General features: G+C 34.4%; 17 protein-coding genes and 2 pseudogenes. 12 read left to right on the top strand and 7 right to left on the bottom strand.

Annotated elements, in window-relative coordinates; all coding sequences use genetic code 11:
* Nucleotides 1-22 precede the first annotated feature (22 nt).
* Both LC087_RS10790 and LC087_RS10785 read left to right on the top strand, forming a co-directional pair.
* Entirely contained in the window at nt 23-433 is a 411-nt protein-coding gene (locus LC087_RS10790; protein ID WP_226541184.1) for a hypothetical protein, read from the top strand.
* 67 nt (nt 434-500) lie between these two features.
* A pseudogene (locus LC087_RS10785) lies at nt 501-1,011 on the top strand (SMI1/KNR4 family protein).
* A gap of 502 nt (nt 1,012-1,513) precedes the next feature.
* Here LC087_RS10785 and LC087_RS10780 read toward each other — a convergent pair.
* Genes LC087_RS10780 through LC087_RS10770 form a run of 3 tightly spaced genes read right to left on the bottom strand, consistent with a single transcriptional unit; the run spans nt 1,514 to nt 3,329 of the window.
* A complete protein-coding gene (locus tag LC087_RS10780) occupies nt 1,514-2,674 on the bottom strand; it encodes an LXG domain-containing protein (protein WP_226541182.1) in 1,161 nt (386 codons plus the stop codon).
* Nucleotides 2,675-2,688: 14 nt separating this feature from the next.
* Nucleotides 2,689-2,967 carry a DUF5344 family protein gene (locus LC087_RS10775; RefSeq protein WP_226541180.1) on the bottom strand — a complete coding sequence of 93 codons (279 nt, stop codon included), beginning with the start codon at nt 2,965-2,967 and terminating at the stop codon, nt 2,689-2,691.
* Nucleotides 2,964-3,329 carry a YwqH-like family protein gene (locus tag LC087_RS10770; protein ID WP_226541178.1) on the bottom strand — a complete coding sequence of 122 codons (366 nt, stop codon included), beginning with the start codon at nt 3,327-3,329 and terminating at the stop codon, nt 2,964-2,966. The genes LC087_RS10775 and LC087_RS10770 overlap by 4 nt, the downstream gene beginning before the upstream one ends.
* A gap of 566 nt (nt 3,330-3,895) precedes the next feature.
* Between LC087_RS10770 and LC087_RS10765 the strand changes: the two genes are divergently transcribed.
* Complete coding sequence (locus LC087_RS10765) at nt 3,896-4,324, top strand: RNA polymerase subunit sigma (protein ID WP_226541175.1); 429 nt, start codon at nt 3,896-3,898, stop codon at nt 4,322-4,324.
* Nucleotides 4,325-4,372: 48 nt separating this feature from the next.
* Here the strand turns inward: LC087_RS10765 and LC087_RS10760 are convergent, their stop codons facing one another.
* Complete coding sequence (locus LC087_RS10760) at nt 4,373-5,131, bottom strand: nuclease-related domain-containing protein (RefSeq protein WP_226541173.1); 759 nt, start codon at nt 5,129-5,131, stop codon at nt 4,373-4,375.
* A gap of 165 nt (nt 5,132-5,296) precedes the next feature.
* On the opposite strand from LC087_RS10760, the pseudogene LC087_RS10755 reads away from it, so the two are divergent.
* A pseudogene (locus LC087_RS10755) lies at nt 5,297-5,458 on the top strand (ring-cleaving dioxygenase); the annotation flags it as partial.
* 35 nt (nt 5,459-5,493) lie between these two features.
* On the opposite strand, the gene LC087_RS10750 reads toward LC087_RS10755, so the two are convergent.
* From LC087_RS10750 to LC087_RS10740, 3 genes are all read right to left on the bottom strand, one after another.
* Nucleotides 5,494-6,078: an MFS transporter gene (locus LC087_RS10750; RefSeq protein WP_306019558.1), complete on the bottom strand. Its 585-nt coding sequence runs from the start codon at nt 6,076-6,078 to the stop codon at nt 5,494-5,496.
* Nucleotides 6,035-6,778 carry an MFS transporter gene (locus LC087_RS10745; RefSeq protein WP_306019557.1) on the bottom strand — a complete coding sequence of 248 codons (744 nt, stop codon included), beginning with the start codon at nt 6,776-6,778 and terminating at the stop codon, nt 6,035-6,037. Before LC087_RS10745 ends, LC087_RS10750 begins: the two co-directional genes overlap by 44 nt.
* A gap of 67 nt (nt 6,779-6,845) precedes the next feature.
* Nucleotides 6,846-7,520 carry a TetR/AcrR family transcriptional regulator gene (locus LC087_RS10740; RefSeq protein ID WP_226541169.1) on the bottom strand — a complete coding sequence of 225 codons (675 nt, stop codon included), beginning with the start codon at nt 7,518-7,520 and terminating at the stop codon, nt 6,846-6,848.
* Nucleotides 7,521-7,634: 114 nt separating this feature from the next.
* Here LC087_RS10740 and LC087_RS10735 point away from each other — a divergent pair, with 114 nt between their 5' ends.
* From LC087_RS10735 to LC087_RS10700, 8 genes are all read left to right on the top strand, one after another.
* Nucleotides 7,635-8,054: a GNAT family N-acetyltransferase gene (locus LC087_RS10735; protein ID WP_226541167.1), complete on the top strand. Its 420-nt coding sequence runs from the start codon at nt 7,635-7,637 to the stop codon at nt 8,052-8,054.
* Between the two features lie 176 nt (nt 8,055-8,230).
* Entirely contained in the window at nt 8,231-8,803 is a 573-nt protein-coding gene (locus LC087_RS10730; protein WP_226541165.1) for a DJ-1/PfpI family protein, read from the top strand.
* A 100-nt stretch (nt 8,804-8,903) separates the two neighbouring features.
* A complete protein-coding gene (locus tag LC087_RS10725) occupies nt 8,904-10,058 on the top strand; it encodes an NAD(P)/FAD-dependent oxidoreductase (protein WP_226541163.1) in 1,155 nt (384 codons plus the stop codon).
* An 18-nt stretch (nt 10,059-10,076) separates the two neighbouring features.
* On the top strand, nt 10,077-10,946 hold the full coding sequence (gene sigJ / locus LC087_RS10720; RefSeq protein WP_226541161.1) for an RNA polymerase sigma factor SigJ: 870 nt from the start codon (nt 10,077-10,079) through the stop codon (nt 10,944-10,946).
* 18 nt (nt 10,947-10,964) lie between these two features.
* Nucleotides 10,965-11,432 carry a GNAT family N-acetyltransferase gene (locus LC087_RS10715; protein WP_371932586.1) on the top strand — a complete coding sequence of 156 codons (468 nt, stop codon included), beginning with the start codon at nt 10,965-10,967 and terminating at the stop codon, nt 11,430-11,432.
* Between the two features lie 276 nt (nt 11,433-11,708).
* A complete protein-coding gene (locus tag LC087_RS10710) occupies nt 11,709-12,335 on the top strand; it encodes a TetR/AcrR family transcriptional regulator (protein ID WP_226541157.1) in 627 nt (208 codons plus the stop codon).
* 13 nt (nt 12,336-12,348) lie between these two features.
* Nucleotides 12,349-13,233 carry an ABC transporter ATP-binding protein gene (locus tag LC087_RS10705; RefSeq protein WP_226541155.1) on the top strand — a complete coding sequence of 295 codons (885 nt, stop codon included), beginning with the start codon at nt 12,349-12,351 and terminating at the stop codon, nt 13,231-13,233.
* A gap of 2 nt (nt 13,234-13,235) precedes the next feature.
* Nucleotides 13,236-14,030 (top strand): ABC transporter permease subunit, encoded by a 795-nt coding sequence (locus LC087_RS10700; protein ID WP_226541154.1) that lies wholly within the window; start codon nt 13,236-13,238, stop codon nt 14,028-14,030.

The following is a 14,030-nucleotide window of genomic DNA, read 5'->3' as shown; positions in this document are numbered from 1 at the left end:
GATCGTTTTATTGGAGGGTAAAATGAATAAAAAAAGGGTCTTTTCATTTTTTAGCCTTTTAGTCTTAATTGTAATAAGTTTGTTTATTTATCAAAGAAATACAGATGAACCCTATCAAGGAATGTCTATTATTCCAGAACATCATAGCGATATCCCTTTATATAAGGGGTTGGAACCGACTAGAAACGAGTACGTCATAGACGGAGAGAAATGGGAAGATATATATAACTACTATTTAAATGAGCTTCCTAAAATGGGATGGGAAGTTGTTCATGAAGAATCGGCTTTAGATGATACGGATCCTAGTAATGATTGGTCAGGCTTTATTTCAACCTGGAAAAAAGATGAGTTTGAAGGAGCTTTGTGGATTTCTGCAGGCTATAATCAGTATGATGAAAAAACAGAGGTGAAGTTTGACAGTTCTTCAAAATAGAATATCAAGTTAAGAAGGCTTTATAGAAAAAAAGAGGTGGAAATAAATTATGGGGAGATGATATTAGGTGAGTAAAGTTAAATGGGAATTTACAGATGGAGAAGTTGACATCACATTAATTAATAGTGTTGAAGAAAAAATAGGTTTTGTTTTTCCAATGGACTATAAAGAATGTGTAAAAGTTAATCAAGGGGGTAACCCTGTCGCGGATTGTTTTGATGTTAGTGGTATAGAGAGAGTATTTGGTACGCTATTAAAGATAAATCAACCTGATAGTCCGTCAGATATAGTGAATAATTATCATGATATAAACAAGTTACTTCCGAAGAAAATGGTGCCTTTTGCTAATGACCCAGCAGGTAACTTAATCTGTTTTGACTATAAAGACCATGAAGAAAATCCAATAGTAGTATTCATGGGAACATGAAGGTGCTTGGGAAAAAGATATGCTGATGGAAGAAGAGGGTTTAACAGAAGAACAAGCAGAAGAAAGGGCAAGAGAAAATGTCTTTTATGTAGCTGATACATTTACAGACTTTTTGAATTTGCTGTATGAAGATGATGAGGAGGATTTCTAGAGTTCAGATACACTATGTTTTAAGAATAAATCAAATACAAGTTTGATAGGGATTGCTCACATTGGCATTCCCTTTTTTGTAGATGTAGACCAAATTTCGACATCAAATGTCAAATAGAAAAAAATGAAGTTGGCCATTTTTAAGTTACCATATACAGTCCTTGTGATATATAGAGAAAACACAGCCATTCTTGTTACAACGAAGCTCGATTTAGATCCCGTTAACATCATTGAATTATACAGTTTTAGGTTCAAAATTGAATGTACGTTTCGAGAGCTGAAACAAGTGATAAATGGATTTGGGTACCAATTTTGGTCAAAAGCCATGCCTAAACTGAGACGCTATGCAAAAAAAGGAATGATTCATCCATTAGAAGAAATGGAGGATGAAAAAGAGAAAGAACTCATCTTGTCCGCTTTGAAAGCAATCGAGGGATTTGTCATGTGTAGTTGTATCGCGATGGGGATGCTTCAAATGTTGTCTATTTCCTTTTCAAACAAGATCAACGAGAGTCCTGTTCGATTTTTAAGAACGAAATCGAATCCCATTGTTTCAGAAGCAACGGTTGCTTGTTATTTAAGGAAAACGACTTTTTCGCTTTTAAGTAAAACGAGCCGTTTAAGCATAAGTCGAATAATGAAAAAGAAGCAATCAGACCCTTTTTTTGACGAGGATCTGAAGGCTTCTTAAAGGTGAAAACTTTTGACTGACAAGTAATTGAACCCGAACTATGGAAAGATACCTTATTTAAGACTCTATCGTTCATATAATTAAAACTCACATTCCCAAATCCATCAGAACCAAAACCATCTTCTATTTCCGCGCCAAATTCTAACCCATTTATGCCCTCTCCAGAAGATTGCTGAGATTTGTTTGTTCCATTAGAGTATAGTTGATTATTGAATAGATAACCTAAAGCCAATAGTTGGTCCATTCCTTCATATTCACTTGGAATGGTTAGCTGTGAGAGAACTCTATTAAAATATTGTTTTTCACTTAATGATTTTTGTAATTGGAAAAACGATAATGAATGTTTTAGATCTGTGTTTTTATAGGTAGTAATATTTATCTTACCACTTTTCATCATACCACTTAGTTCAGTTAGTGATTGGTTCATGAGTTGAATATCATGGATAAATGAATCAAACTGTTTTGTCTGGTTTGAATCGAATTTCGTTAAGTCCTCAAGTGTTTCGTCAATTTTTTTATCTGCGGCTTTTTTGTGACTGTGGAATTGATTATCGCTTAGCTTTCGTACATAAACAATGTCGTTTATACCGCTTAAATGATTGTTTGCTTCATCAACAAGATCAAACGTGATATCTTGTGCACGTTTAAGACCGTTCGATAGGTCATTGTCTAGAAATCCTTGATGGATAAAGGCATTGGGATCAGCGTCAAGCGATGTAGTTGCTTGGGATAATCTTGTTATTAAGTCTTTATAGTCTTGAAGACAATAAGAGTAGTAGGATACAAAAGAAACGTGCCAATCACGATAAAAAGACCGAATGGACTGACCTGCTTTTCCGCTGAAACTATCATCAAGGCTTGAAAAGTCTGTAATGACGGATTCTAGTTTTTTTAGTTGTGTCATTTGATTTTCTAGTTTCGATAGCACTTGGTCGATGCTATTATGTAAGGAATGAGAATCCAAAACTTTCATAAAAAAACTCCCTCCTATCGCATCTTCAATGAAGAAGAAATTTGATCATCAGCCTCTTTTAAATCTTGCAAGCTTTTATTTACGAGTTGATTATGTTCTGTTAAGATATCTTTGAAGTTTGAACTAGTTTCTTCTAGTAGATGGTTTATTTCATTTAACTTTTTGACTAGGTCTAGTTGGGTTCCACTTGCCATGTCTTTTATTAAAGCTGAGTCTACTGATTGTAGCGTTTTGTCAATGGATGAAATTGCTTGTTCAACTTCTCCGTAACGAACCTTCATTTCCTTACTCAATTTGATCGTTCCTTTCTTCTCTCCATTTCAATTCTTTCTCTTTCGCGATCAATCTTTATCTCTAGAGAATGGATATTTCGTTTAATATCTGCTATTTTATTTTCAATATCATCGATGGCATGATTAAGGTCTGTTTGAGAAAGTTGATTATAGGAATCGACTAACTCATCTCGAATATTTAAAAATTGATTCGCAAGATTGCCTTTCCATGTTTGAGAAGAGAGATCTGGGGCATCGATTAACTTTTGGTTATAACGAAATTCATTTTGTATTTGTTCTAGCTGAGTCACAGTTTTCTTTAAACGTATTAAGTGTTGTTGTTTTTCAGAAAGCTCTGATTGTAGATAAGATAGATAGGACAAATTCTTCACCTCAAAATAACATTCTAGAGGTTGTTCAAAAAGCCCTGAAAAAAATGTCGGTTGAATAACTTTGTTGGTTTGCTTTTCCGCTCCTCATGTACCAAGAACGTACACTGTGAGTGCTCAAAGCTACACCGCCTCGTTCTTCAGCGTCCTTTTTCCCCTACTTTTTGAACACACACTTCTATTAACTATCTATGGTACCAAGTGGAAATACGATAAGTAAATGGGTCTATATCCTTAAAGATCTTCCTATTACAATTGATGCTATTGAAATGTATGAAGCATGAATTGAAAGAAATGCACAATCATTAAATAAAAAAATAATAGAAGAGTCCTAAGTTTAGTCAGATGATTTAGGGCAATAGACCTTTATTTTAAGTTGAGAAGGTTCTTCAAAAAATTGAAACCATTTTTAGTGATTCGGCGACTAATTAGAAAAGGGGGCGAGAGTCAAGAAGCAATTAGATTAAATTATAATATATGACTATACTTACGTTGTTCCAACTATAGATGGAGAAGAAGAGACAGTTTTATTTGAACTTATATATGAGGAAGGGTGGAAAATGAATAATTTCTTAAAACTATCAGATGAGGAAATGGAATTTGGTCTAACTGAAGAAGAAAAGCGTGTGTATGATCAGTTTTCAAATGATTTGGAAGAAGATTACTTAAAAGAGTTGCCTCCAATAAGTATTGCTAAGCTATATGTATATGCGTTAAAAGAAAACAATCGAGAGGTAGAATATGCTTTATATACAGATCAACCGGATAAAGTTGCATGGACGAAAAAGGAGCACCTTCAATTTCCCAATGAAGAATTTCCCCAGCACCAATTTGAAGGAATTGAGAGTGGAATTTTTACGTTAACGAGTGAGGATGATGGAGTTATCTCTTATTTTGCGAAGAATAAGCAACATGTATATCCAATGTCTTTTGGAATGGTGAAAGATGAGGATGGAATATGGAACGTCCGATTTATACCGATTCAGTGATGAAAAAAAGGCTTGAGTGCATAGTGAAAATCTATATTACTATGCACCTCAACGTATTAATTTTTGATGTTCTTTACAATAGATCTTCCCTTTAAATTTTGGGTTATCAAGACAAGTGGCAATCGTTTGGTCAGAAACTTCCTTGCGACAAATTTCGCACGTCGTTTGCGAAGATTGATTGGATGGAAGGTGTCTTGAACATCCATAAGCATTCCTAATCGCAATGTCGGTAATGTTTTCTTTTACAAAAGTGTTATAAAGGTTTGCAATTTGGTTCGAATGAATAATGGGTTCTTTATAAAAAGCTTTAAGCGAAAGTATTTTTTTATTTATTATGGTCAATACGTCTTTATCATAGACAATAATTTCGTTTGATGAAATTTTTCTATAATGGATGTCTACCTGAAAAGAACTTCGTTTTGGAAATGAGACCATCGAAATAAAATGATCATGATATTTTTCTTGGATAATCGCTTTTAAACCTTCTATATCATTTAAATTGTGTTGAAAAGGATTTGCTATTTGAGCATTTTCGTTAAGGGACCACATTTTTTCATCTTTTCTTCCTTTAATGGTTCCGTTGATGTTCTTTGTCTGTAAGCAAAAGATGCCATATGGCGAGATAATGAAGTGGTGAATGAGAGAATATTCTTTTGTATGATGGTTTACGAAAAGTAAATCACTTATATAACGGTGGTTTCTAGGAAGCTGGGCGAGCTGGATATTAATGCTATAAGATTCTTCTTTTTTATCGTTTGATTTGCTTTTCTGCTTAAGCTCTTTTTTATTACTAAATAGGTTCAACATCATGGTAATCCCCCTTTTGCATCAGTTTATGTATCGGTAGTATGAGCGTATAGTTTAGTGAGTTCTAAGATTTTTACATTCTTTGTTGAAGAGGGAAATTTTATAAATTATTATTACCTTGAAATCAAAATAATAAATAAAAACTGGTAGGTAATTACATTAAATAGTGTTATTTATTTTAGGGAGTTTAGTGAAATCTTATTTGAGATTGCTTCAGACCCTTCCAAGTTTTCTTATGAGGAAGAAATCATGGAGATTGATTTGAAGTTACCCACACAATATGAACCTCACCGAGAAAAGATTGAGCAAGTATTGTTGCCGATTTAAGTGAGGGAGTTAGATTAATGGTGAGAATTGATCCATCAAATCGAAAGTTTTTTCCTTTCCTCCTTTGTTCTTTGATTTTGGTTTTTCCCCGATTGGCTCAATACATAGTTAAAGAGAATGACGGTCAAGATAGCCATGAAACTAAATACGATTGGGAGCGCGATCAGTGGCATCCAAGGACTAAGGATGAGAAAAATACCAGCCGTACTTACTCCTATAAAAGTAAATAAGGTATAGATGCCCATGTAGGTTCCTCGAGCATGATCGGGGACAATGTTAGCAAGAATGGTTTGTTTTATTGGAATTAAAATAAGCTCTCCAAAAGATGCGAAAAGCATGGCACTCATTAAAATGATTGGGTTAATGCTAAAGCTAATAATGGTATATCCAATGAAATAAAGGAACAATCCTATGATAAGAACATGTTTTTCCTTATATTTTCTCAAGATAAAAGAAACAATGAAAGTGAAACAAAAGACAATAAGTGTATTTTCTGTTTTTAATAAGCCTAACATATTCATTCCATCAATGTTGATAGGAATAAAAGAAGCAAGTGGTTTCGGTTGAGAAAAAACATCATTTAATCGTATTCCAATGACATTGGTTAACTGTTCTTCCACTGAAGCAATCAAAAGGGGAAGCGATGGCAAAGGCAGTGAATACTTTATCTTTAGATATAATTTGAAAGATGGGTTGAACATTTTGGTTTCGAGTTATTGGCTGTTTAATTGATGTTACTGTCTTCATATGAAAGGTTTCCTCTATAAAGAAAAACGTGATGATGACAGAACAGAGAGTCACAAAAGCAACGAATAAAAATAGATAAAAATAAAAGTCTTTAAATAAGAAACCACCAATCATACCCCCAATTGCGGTAGCTAGACTGTTTAACCAATAAGAAGTCGTGTAAATCGCTTTTCGGTTTTCTATATTACTTGCGTCAATGATTAACGCTTGATAGGCAGGAGTAACAAACCCTGTAAAAAGATGAATAAATACTAATAAGATAAAAGATACATACGGGAGGTCAAACCATGGAGAGTTAGAGATGGCGACAGCAACAAAACCAATGAAAACAAAGCTCTCGCCTAGAAGGACTATCTTCTTCCTTCCATACTTATCAGAGAAGAAACCTCCTGCTATCGATCCAATAACGATAGAAAAAATAACACATAAAAACATGATTCCTGTTACGTTAGTTCCTAGTTTAGTGGAAAAAAAGATCATTAAATAGGGAAGAACCGACATCGTTGCCATGGTCGTAAAAAACATCATAATGAGTCTAATTCGGATGGATGAATGAAAATTAGTAAACGTCATAGCTTGTTACACCTCTTAAAACGATTGATTAATCAATCGTTTTTAAAATTTAAGTAAAGACCGAATGTTACACTTTCTTCGGTCCAAATAGTTGCATGGCATAAGGTACAATTTCCTTCCACATTTCACTTTCTGGTTCATCAATAAAATTTAGGCGTAAACCCATCAAAAGGCTAGTATAACAGCTGGCAACATACATGGGATCGAGCTTAAATAATTGCCCCATCTTTTGTCCGTTTTTTATAAGTTCGGATAATTTTCCCCTTAGTTTATCGTGAAATTGATCTAATTCATTAAATGTTTCGGGAAAACGATGGTGATGACCAACCACATAAACAACAAGCAATAAATATGTACTGAACTCAGAAAAGATCTTTATTTGGTTATTGATCATATTTTCGATCTCCTGTAGGACATTTTCTGGGTTTGGATTAAAATCGAGTATGATTTCGGAATACGCGTCCAACGAATCTATAACAGTTGCATGAAAGAGTTGTTCTTTTGTTTCGAAATAGGTAAAGACACTTCCAAAACTAACCTCTGCTTTTTCGGCAATCATTTTGATTGTGGTTCCGTCATATCCATGCTCAGCGAAAAGATCAATCGATTCATCGAGAATTCTTTTTCGCTTCTGTATCATTTTTAAGCGCTGGTTTTCGGATATAGGCATGCTAATAATCTCCTTAAATAAAATGATTGAACGATCAATCGTTAATAAAAGCATAAAACATTTGGCCGTCAATGTACACCCATTTTACCTTCTTTGTTTCAAGAATCTGAAAATACTTAGAATTGGTCCTTCTAGTATATCAATGAATTTAGTAACCTATCAGTAATTAGAAAGGAGATCTAATTTATGGATATAAAAAGACTAGAATTAAATCAAGTTTTATTAGTGCCCATGACAGAGGAGCATGTAGATTCCTTATGGGAAGCTAGCCATGAAGATATATGGGCTTACATGCCAATGGATATAAAAGAAAAAGAGGATATGAGAAAACTAGTTAAGGAAGCATTAGAGGAGAGAAGAGCAGGATTGGAGTTCCCGTTTGTCATTTATGATCAAAGGGAGAATAGGGTAGTAGGTAGTACACGATATTTAAATATATCTAAGGAACATAAACATTTAGAAATTGGCTGGACTTGGCACCATCCTTCTGTTTGGCGAACGAAAGTGAATACACAGTGTAAGTTTCTCTTACTACGCTATGCCTTTGAAGAGTGGGGAGCGGTCCGTGTTCAATTAAAAACGGACGGAAGAAATAGAAGATCCTAGCAGGCGATCGAACGGATTGGGGCGAAGAAAGAAGGAGTACTTCGTAAACAGCGCATCCTTCATGATGGTTTTATACGAGATACCGTCTTTTATAACATTCTCGATCATGAATGGGAAGAGGTAAAAAGCCATTTGCAAAATTTTATGAGCAAAAACGAAACACGGGAGGCAAAAAAATGAACATTGGATTTATATTGTACGATGAGATAACAGCGTTGGACTTTTTCGGTTTTTATAATGTCATTACCGCGCTAAAAGAAGATCAAATTTGTGAAGATGTAAATTGGAAAGTGTGTGCATTTAATGAATCGATTAAAGATGAATTTGGATTGAAAATAACGGTCGATAAGGTGAAACCAGATTTAAGTCAATTTGATGCGATCTTTATTCCAGGAGGGTCTGGAACAAGGAAATATGCAAAAGATAAGGGATTTATAAGTTGGTTAAGGACGGCAGAGGAAGTTCCATATAAAATTTCCGTTTGTACCGGTTCGATCTTATTAGGAGCAGCAGGTTTATTACAAGGGAAAAAAGCAACGACTCACCCTCATTATTTAAATTGGCTTGTACCATTATGTGAGGAAGTAGTAGAGGAGCGAATTGTACGAGATGGTGATGTAATCACTGGTGGAGGTGTATCCACATCGATTGATTTAGGGCTATACTTCTTACAACTAATAAAAGGAGAAGAAGTAGTAAGAAAGGTACAAAACTATATTGATTACCCTTATTATCCTAGCATTAAATAAAACGAAAAAAGTGTTAGTTTAACTTCCTCACCAAAAAAATGAAGTTTTCATGTCACAAAACAACATGATTGTTCGTTCTTAAGGTGAGGAGGAGATGAACATGAAAAATATCGTTATTTTAGGTGGAGGATATGCTGGAATTAACCTTATGAATTCATTAGGAAAGGAATATAAAGGTCAATTAGGTGAGAGCGTTAAGGTTACTTTAATTGATAAAAACCATAATCACCTTAGAAAAGTGTTGTTATTCAAATCGATTACAAGTGACGAATCAATCACAATTCCGTTTGAACATTATTTAACCAAAGGAATGGAGCATGTTCAAGGAGAAGTAATAGAGATTGATAAGAAGGCTAAAAAAGTTTTGGTTCAGAAGTTAAATCAAGATTCTAAGGATCATATTTTTTACGATCGTTTAATTATTGCCCTTGGAAGTGTGATGAAAACGGAAGATCAGTTAGGGATTCCTTTAGGCATACAAAACAGTGGTCTCAAAATCAAACAACGTCTAATGACTTTAATTGAGCAAACCTCTTCGCAAGTAAACAAGAAAAAAACACCGTTGCGTATGGCAGTAGTAGGATCAGGAATTTCTGGTATTGAAACAGCCGCAGAGATGGCTTACTTCATGGAAGAAAATTTAAAAAGCCATTCTTTTGAAGTGCTCTTATTTGGCAACAAAGAAAAGCTACTTGAAGAAGCTTCAGCAAAAGTAAATGATAAACTTGAAAAGAAATTGCACGAACGTAACATTAAGTTCATTCCGAAAACAAGAGTTCATTCTTACCATGATAACCAAGTCCTTTCTGAAAATGGTAAGGCATATAATGTGGGCATGTGTGTGGTCACAACAGGTGTCAGCCCAAATCCGTTAATTCAAAAACTAAGTTTACCAGTTTCAAATAGAGGACAGTTAATTGTAAACGAAAATTATTTAGTAGAGAAAAATATTTATGCTATTGGTGACTGTGCAAAAGTAGTTGATCCAAAATCAAACCATCAAGATGAAATGACGTGTAAAGAGGCCATTCCACAAGCACAAAGATTGGCAAAAATTTTAAAACAGTCGTTTTCTAATAAACCCCATGCTCCTAATCATAAACAGTATCCTGTACAACTACGGTGTATAAGTTTGGGACCTGATGAAGGGTTTATCTGGATCAAGAAGTGGGGGCTGACTTTGTGTCTAACAGGAAAATTAGGTTTGAGTTTTAGAAAGTATACATGGAATGAAGCTAGCTTAGTAAAAAAATAATATAAGTGAGTGAAATCTATGGAGAATAGTAAAATTACCTCACTATGGGAGGAATATCAGTCACTCCTATATTCTTTAGCTTATCAAATGATGGGCTCTGTTAGTGATGCTGAAGATGTCGTTCAAGATGTGTTTACAAGGTTGACAACCCATGATTTACAGTATGAAAGTAACATGAAGAATTTTCTTTGTAAGCTTGTCGCAAACAGATGCTTAGACATCTTAAAATCAGCGAGTAAGAAAAGAGAAATTTATGTTGGTCCGTGGTTACCTGAACCTGTTATAACTGAAGAAGACCCATCAAATCAAGTGCTCATTAAGAGTGACCTATCTTATGCCCTGCTTCACTTGCTTGAAAATTTAAACCCAATAGAGAGAGCAATTTTTATTTTAAGAGAAGTGTATGTCTTCGATTATCCTTATATAGCAGGTGTTGTTCAAAAAAAAGAAGTAACGTGTAGAAAAATATTAAGTAGAGCCAAAATGAAATTAGAAAATGTAGAAGAGACTACGGATCGTGCTAATCATGATACCGTTGTGTTATCTTTCATCGAAGCTTTTCAACAAGCAGATTTGAATCGATTGATCCGTCTATTGCATGACGATGTTGTTTACTATGCGGATGGAGGAGGGAAAAAAGTGGCTGCGTTACGACCAATTATTGGGAAGGTAAACGTATTTTCTCTATTAGACTTTTTAATTAAGAAGAAAGACTCAGTTCACCTTTCTGTAGGATCCGTTAATCAAAGGAAGGGACTCATGATAAAGGAAGAATCTAACGAATTATCTGTTATGACGTTTAATATTAAAGGAAATCAAGTTGACAAAATCTTTTATATGGTCAATCCTGATAAAGTAAGAATGTCCACCCTATGGGCATCAAAATAGATAATCTGAGGTATGTATATGGTTATTCAACTAAAACAATATAACGAAAAGTATTTAGAGCAATTACTCACCTTTCATTTACCACCAGAACAACTTAAGTTTACCTCTTTGCCTATCGATCGATTAAACGAGTTAAAAGAAGGACAATATCCAATCGTGATTTTGAAGGATGATGACGTTGTGGGATTTTTCCTTTTAAACAGTCATCAACGTGTACAAGAATATACTAATAATCAAAAAGCAATGCTATTAACAGCTTTATCAATAAATCAGTCTGAACAAGGAAAAGGGTATGCAAAAGAAGCCATGCTTCAATTGAAGTCTTTTGTTAAGAAAAAATTTACTATCTGTAATGAAATTATTTTGGCGGTCAATCATAAAAATCTTGCCGCTCAACAGCTTTATTTATCGGTAGGTTTTGTTGATGAAGGAAGAAAAAAGATGGGACCTATAGGTGAGCAATATATTATGCAATTATCTATTTAACTTTGTTTTCTTCGCAAGGGAACCCGTGACTCCTGCGTAAAAAGGGATAGAAAAGACCCCGCAATGTGAGGGACGAACCATGAGGATTGCCAGCTCATAAGTGCAAAACGAGGGGAGTCCCTTGCAATTAGATTAAATACAACTAGTATATGCGGAATGTAAGAATGTCGAAAAGGATCTGAAAATAGGTCCTTTTTTGTTTTGAATTTAGTTGACCACAATGGTCAAGAAGGAGTAAAATAATATTGACCAGGTAAGTCAATGGAGGAGTAGAAAATGATTAGTAAATTTTTAAGCTTAGATCAAGAAAAACAAGATCGAATCATGAATGCAGCCATTCAAGAGTTTGCCCAAAAAGGCTATGATGATGCATCTACGAACAAAATTGTCAAGGAGGCTGGGATTTCAAAAGGATTGCTTTTTCATTATTTTAAGAGCAAGAAGGAGCTCTATTTATTTCTGTATGATCATTTAATGGAAATATTAGTGGAGAAACTGTATGAAAAGCTGGATTGGAAGGAAACAGATATATTTAATATTTATCAACAAATAGCCGTCCTTAAATTTGATCTTTTTAAAGTTTACCCTGATATGGTGAATTTCCTAAAACAAGTGGGTTTAGAGACATCTCCAGAGGTCAAAAAAGAGATTAAAGAAAAGGAAAAAGAGGCATTACAAAAAAGATATCAAGAGCTTTTTTCCAACATTGATTTTTCATTATTTAAGGAAGAGATTGATCCAATGAAAACAGTGGAGCTGATTCAATGGATGTTTGAAGGATATTCATTTAACTTTCAAGAAAAGATTCGTTCACAATCGGTTGAACAGATTGATTCAGAAAAAGTATTGCAGGAGATGGATGAATACATTGCGATTTTAAGGAAGACCTTTTATAAATCATAAGGGGGAGAGGGACATGAACGTAGTAGAAGTGAATCAACTAACAAAGATGTATGGCAAATCAAGAGGGATTTTAAATGTAAGTCTTCAAGTCAAACAAGGAGAAATTTTTGGTTTTATTGGTCCTAATGGGGCGGGAAAATCGACATTCATTCGCACCATTTTATCACTCATTTATCCAACGAGTGGCGGAGCCAAAATCTTCGGCAAAGATTGCAAAAAGTTTGCGCCTGAAATTGCAAAAGACATTGGCTATTTACCATCAGAGGTATTTTATTACGACAATATGAAAGTGGGAAACTTGCTAAAATATGCAGCTAGTTTTTATAAAAAAGACTGTAGTAAAAGAATTGATGAACTGGCGAACCTTATGGATTTAGATTTATCTAAGAAAATAAACGATTTATCTTTTGGGAATCGTAAAAAGGTCGGGATTGTCCAAGCGCTTCTTCATGAACCAAAGTTAATCATTCTTGATGAACCAACCAGTGGATTAGACCCTTTAGTTCAGCATCGTTTTTTTGACTTGTTAAGAGAGGAAAATAAAAAAGGGGCAACGATCTTTTTCTCCTCCCATGTTTTAAGTGAAGTTCAGCGTTTATGTGATCGCGTAGGGATTATTAAGGAAGGTGAGATTGTAAAGATTGAAGAAATGCATGCTCTACAAGAGAAAAATTATAAAAAAGTAAAACTCGAAACAAAAGATCCTATTAGTGATACAGTCTTTCAAATGGAAGGTGTGAACGACTACAAAACTCAGGGGGAGATCACTAGCTTCCTATTTAAAGGGGATATGAATCGGATCATAAGAAAATTTGCCGAAATAAACGTCACTAACATTTGGATAGAAGAGCCTGATTTAGAAGAAATCTTTATGTACTACTATGAAAAGGAGGCATAACGATGAATATCTTTCTTCATGAGTGGCGTATGATTCGGAAATTTACGATTAGCTGGTCAATTGCTTTCGTTTTGTTAATTAGTCTTTTTTTATCGTTTTTTCCTGCGATTGCAAAAGAGGTAGAGGAGTTCACAAAGTTACTTGAAGGGTTTCCTGAGGAGGTTCGTTTAGCCTTAGGCATTCAAATCGAATCAATTGGTACTATACTTGGCTACTATTCTTATACGTTTGTTTATATTCTTTTATGTGGCGCTATTCAAGCCATGATTTTAGGGGTATCGATGGGTTCAAATGAATCAAGACAAAAAACGGCTGAATTTTTGTTTGCGAAACCTGTCAAAAGAAAACAAGTACTCTTGGCGAAAGTACTAGCGGGACTAACATCCATCGTGATAACAAATCTTATTTTTTATACGTCTGCACTGTTTGTTGCTACTGTTGTTTCCGAAAATGACTTGCCTGTCAAAACGTTTTTAATGATATCTTTGTCGTTACTTTTTATGCAAGTCATCTTTTTATCGATTGGCTTCTTTTTATCTACAATCCTTACAAAAATAAAATCAGTGATTGCGGTCTCATTAGGAACTGTTTTTGCCTTTTTTATTATCAGTATGATTAGTGCAACTGGTGAAGAAATTTGGAAGCGGTTTTTATCTCCATTTAGTTATTTTGATTCTACACATATCATTGAACACACTTCTTATGAATGGCCATTTATCATAACAGGTTTGATTGTGGTTATCCTTTCGTTTATTTCTAGCTTTATCTTGTTTAAGAAAAAAGACATCCGAATATAA

Origin of the sequence: Bacillus carboniphilus, from assembly GCF_020524035.2 — a bacterium.
Taxonomy (GTDB): domain Bacteria; phylum Bacillota; class Bacilli; order Bacillales; family JAIVKR01; genus Bacillus_CC.
The sequence above is the reverse complement of the archived record's forward strand: the minus strand, read 5'-3'. Positions and strand labels throughout refer to the sequence as shown.

Excerpts from the sequence above, each read along its gene's own strand:
- LC087_RS10790 (WP_226541184.1), top strand. The coding sequence starts at position 23 with ATGAATAAAAAAAGGGTCTTTTCATTTTTTAGCCTTTTAGTCTTAATT.
- LC087_RS10780 (WP_226541182.1), bottom strand. The coding sequence starts at position 2,674 with ATGAAAGTTTTGGATTCTCATTCCTTACATAATAGCATCGACCAAGTG.
- LC087_RS10765 (WP_226541175.1), top strand. The coding sequence starts at position 3,896 with ATGAATAATTTCTTAAAACTATCAGATGAGGAAATGGAATTTGGTCTA.
- LC087_RS10760 (WP_226541173.1), bottom strand. The coding sequence starts at position 5,131 with ATGTTGAACCTATTTAGTAATAAAAAAGAGCTTAAGCAGAAAAGCAAA.
- LC087_RS10745 (WP_306019557.1), bottom strand. The coding sequence starts at position 6,778 with ATGACGTTTACTAATTTTCATTCATCCATCCGAATTAGACTCATTATG.
- LC087_RS10735 (WP_226541167.1), top strand. The coding sequence starts at position 7,635 with ATGGATATAAAAAGACTAGAATTAAATCAAGTTTTATTAGTGCCCATG.
- LC087_RS10730 (WP_226541165.1), top strand. The coding sequence starts at position 8,231 with ATGAACATTGGATTTATATTGTACGATGAGATAACAGCGTTGGACTTT.
- LC087_RS10725 (WP_226541163.1), top strand. The coding sequence starts at position 8,904 with ATGAAAAATATCGTTATTTTAGGTGGAGGATATGCTGGAATTAACCTT.
- sigJ (WP_226541161.1), top strand. The coding sequence starts at position 10,077 with ATGGAGAATAGTAAAATTACCTCACTATGGGAGGAATATCAGTCACTC.
- LC087_RS10715 (WP_371932586.1), top strand. The coding sequence starts at position 10,965 with ATGGTTATTCAACTAAAACAATATAACGAAAAGTATTTAGAGCAATTA.
- LC087_RS10710 (WP_226541157.1), top strand. The coding sequence starts at position 11,709 with ATGATTAGTAAATTTTTAAGCTTAGATCAAGAAAAACAAGATCGAATC.
- LC087_RS10705 (WP_226541155.1), top strand. The coding sequence starts at position 12,349 with ATGAACGTAGTAGAAGTGAATCAACTAACAAAGATGTATGGCAAATCA.
- LC087_RS10700 (WP_226541154.1), top strand. The coding sequence starts at position 13,236 with ATGAATATCTTTCTTCATGAGTGGCGTATGATTCGGAAATTTACGATT.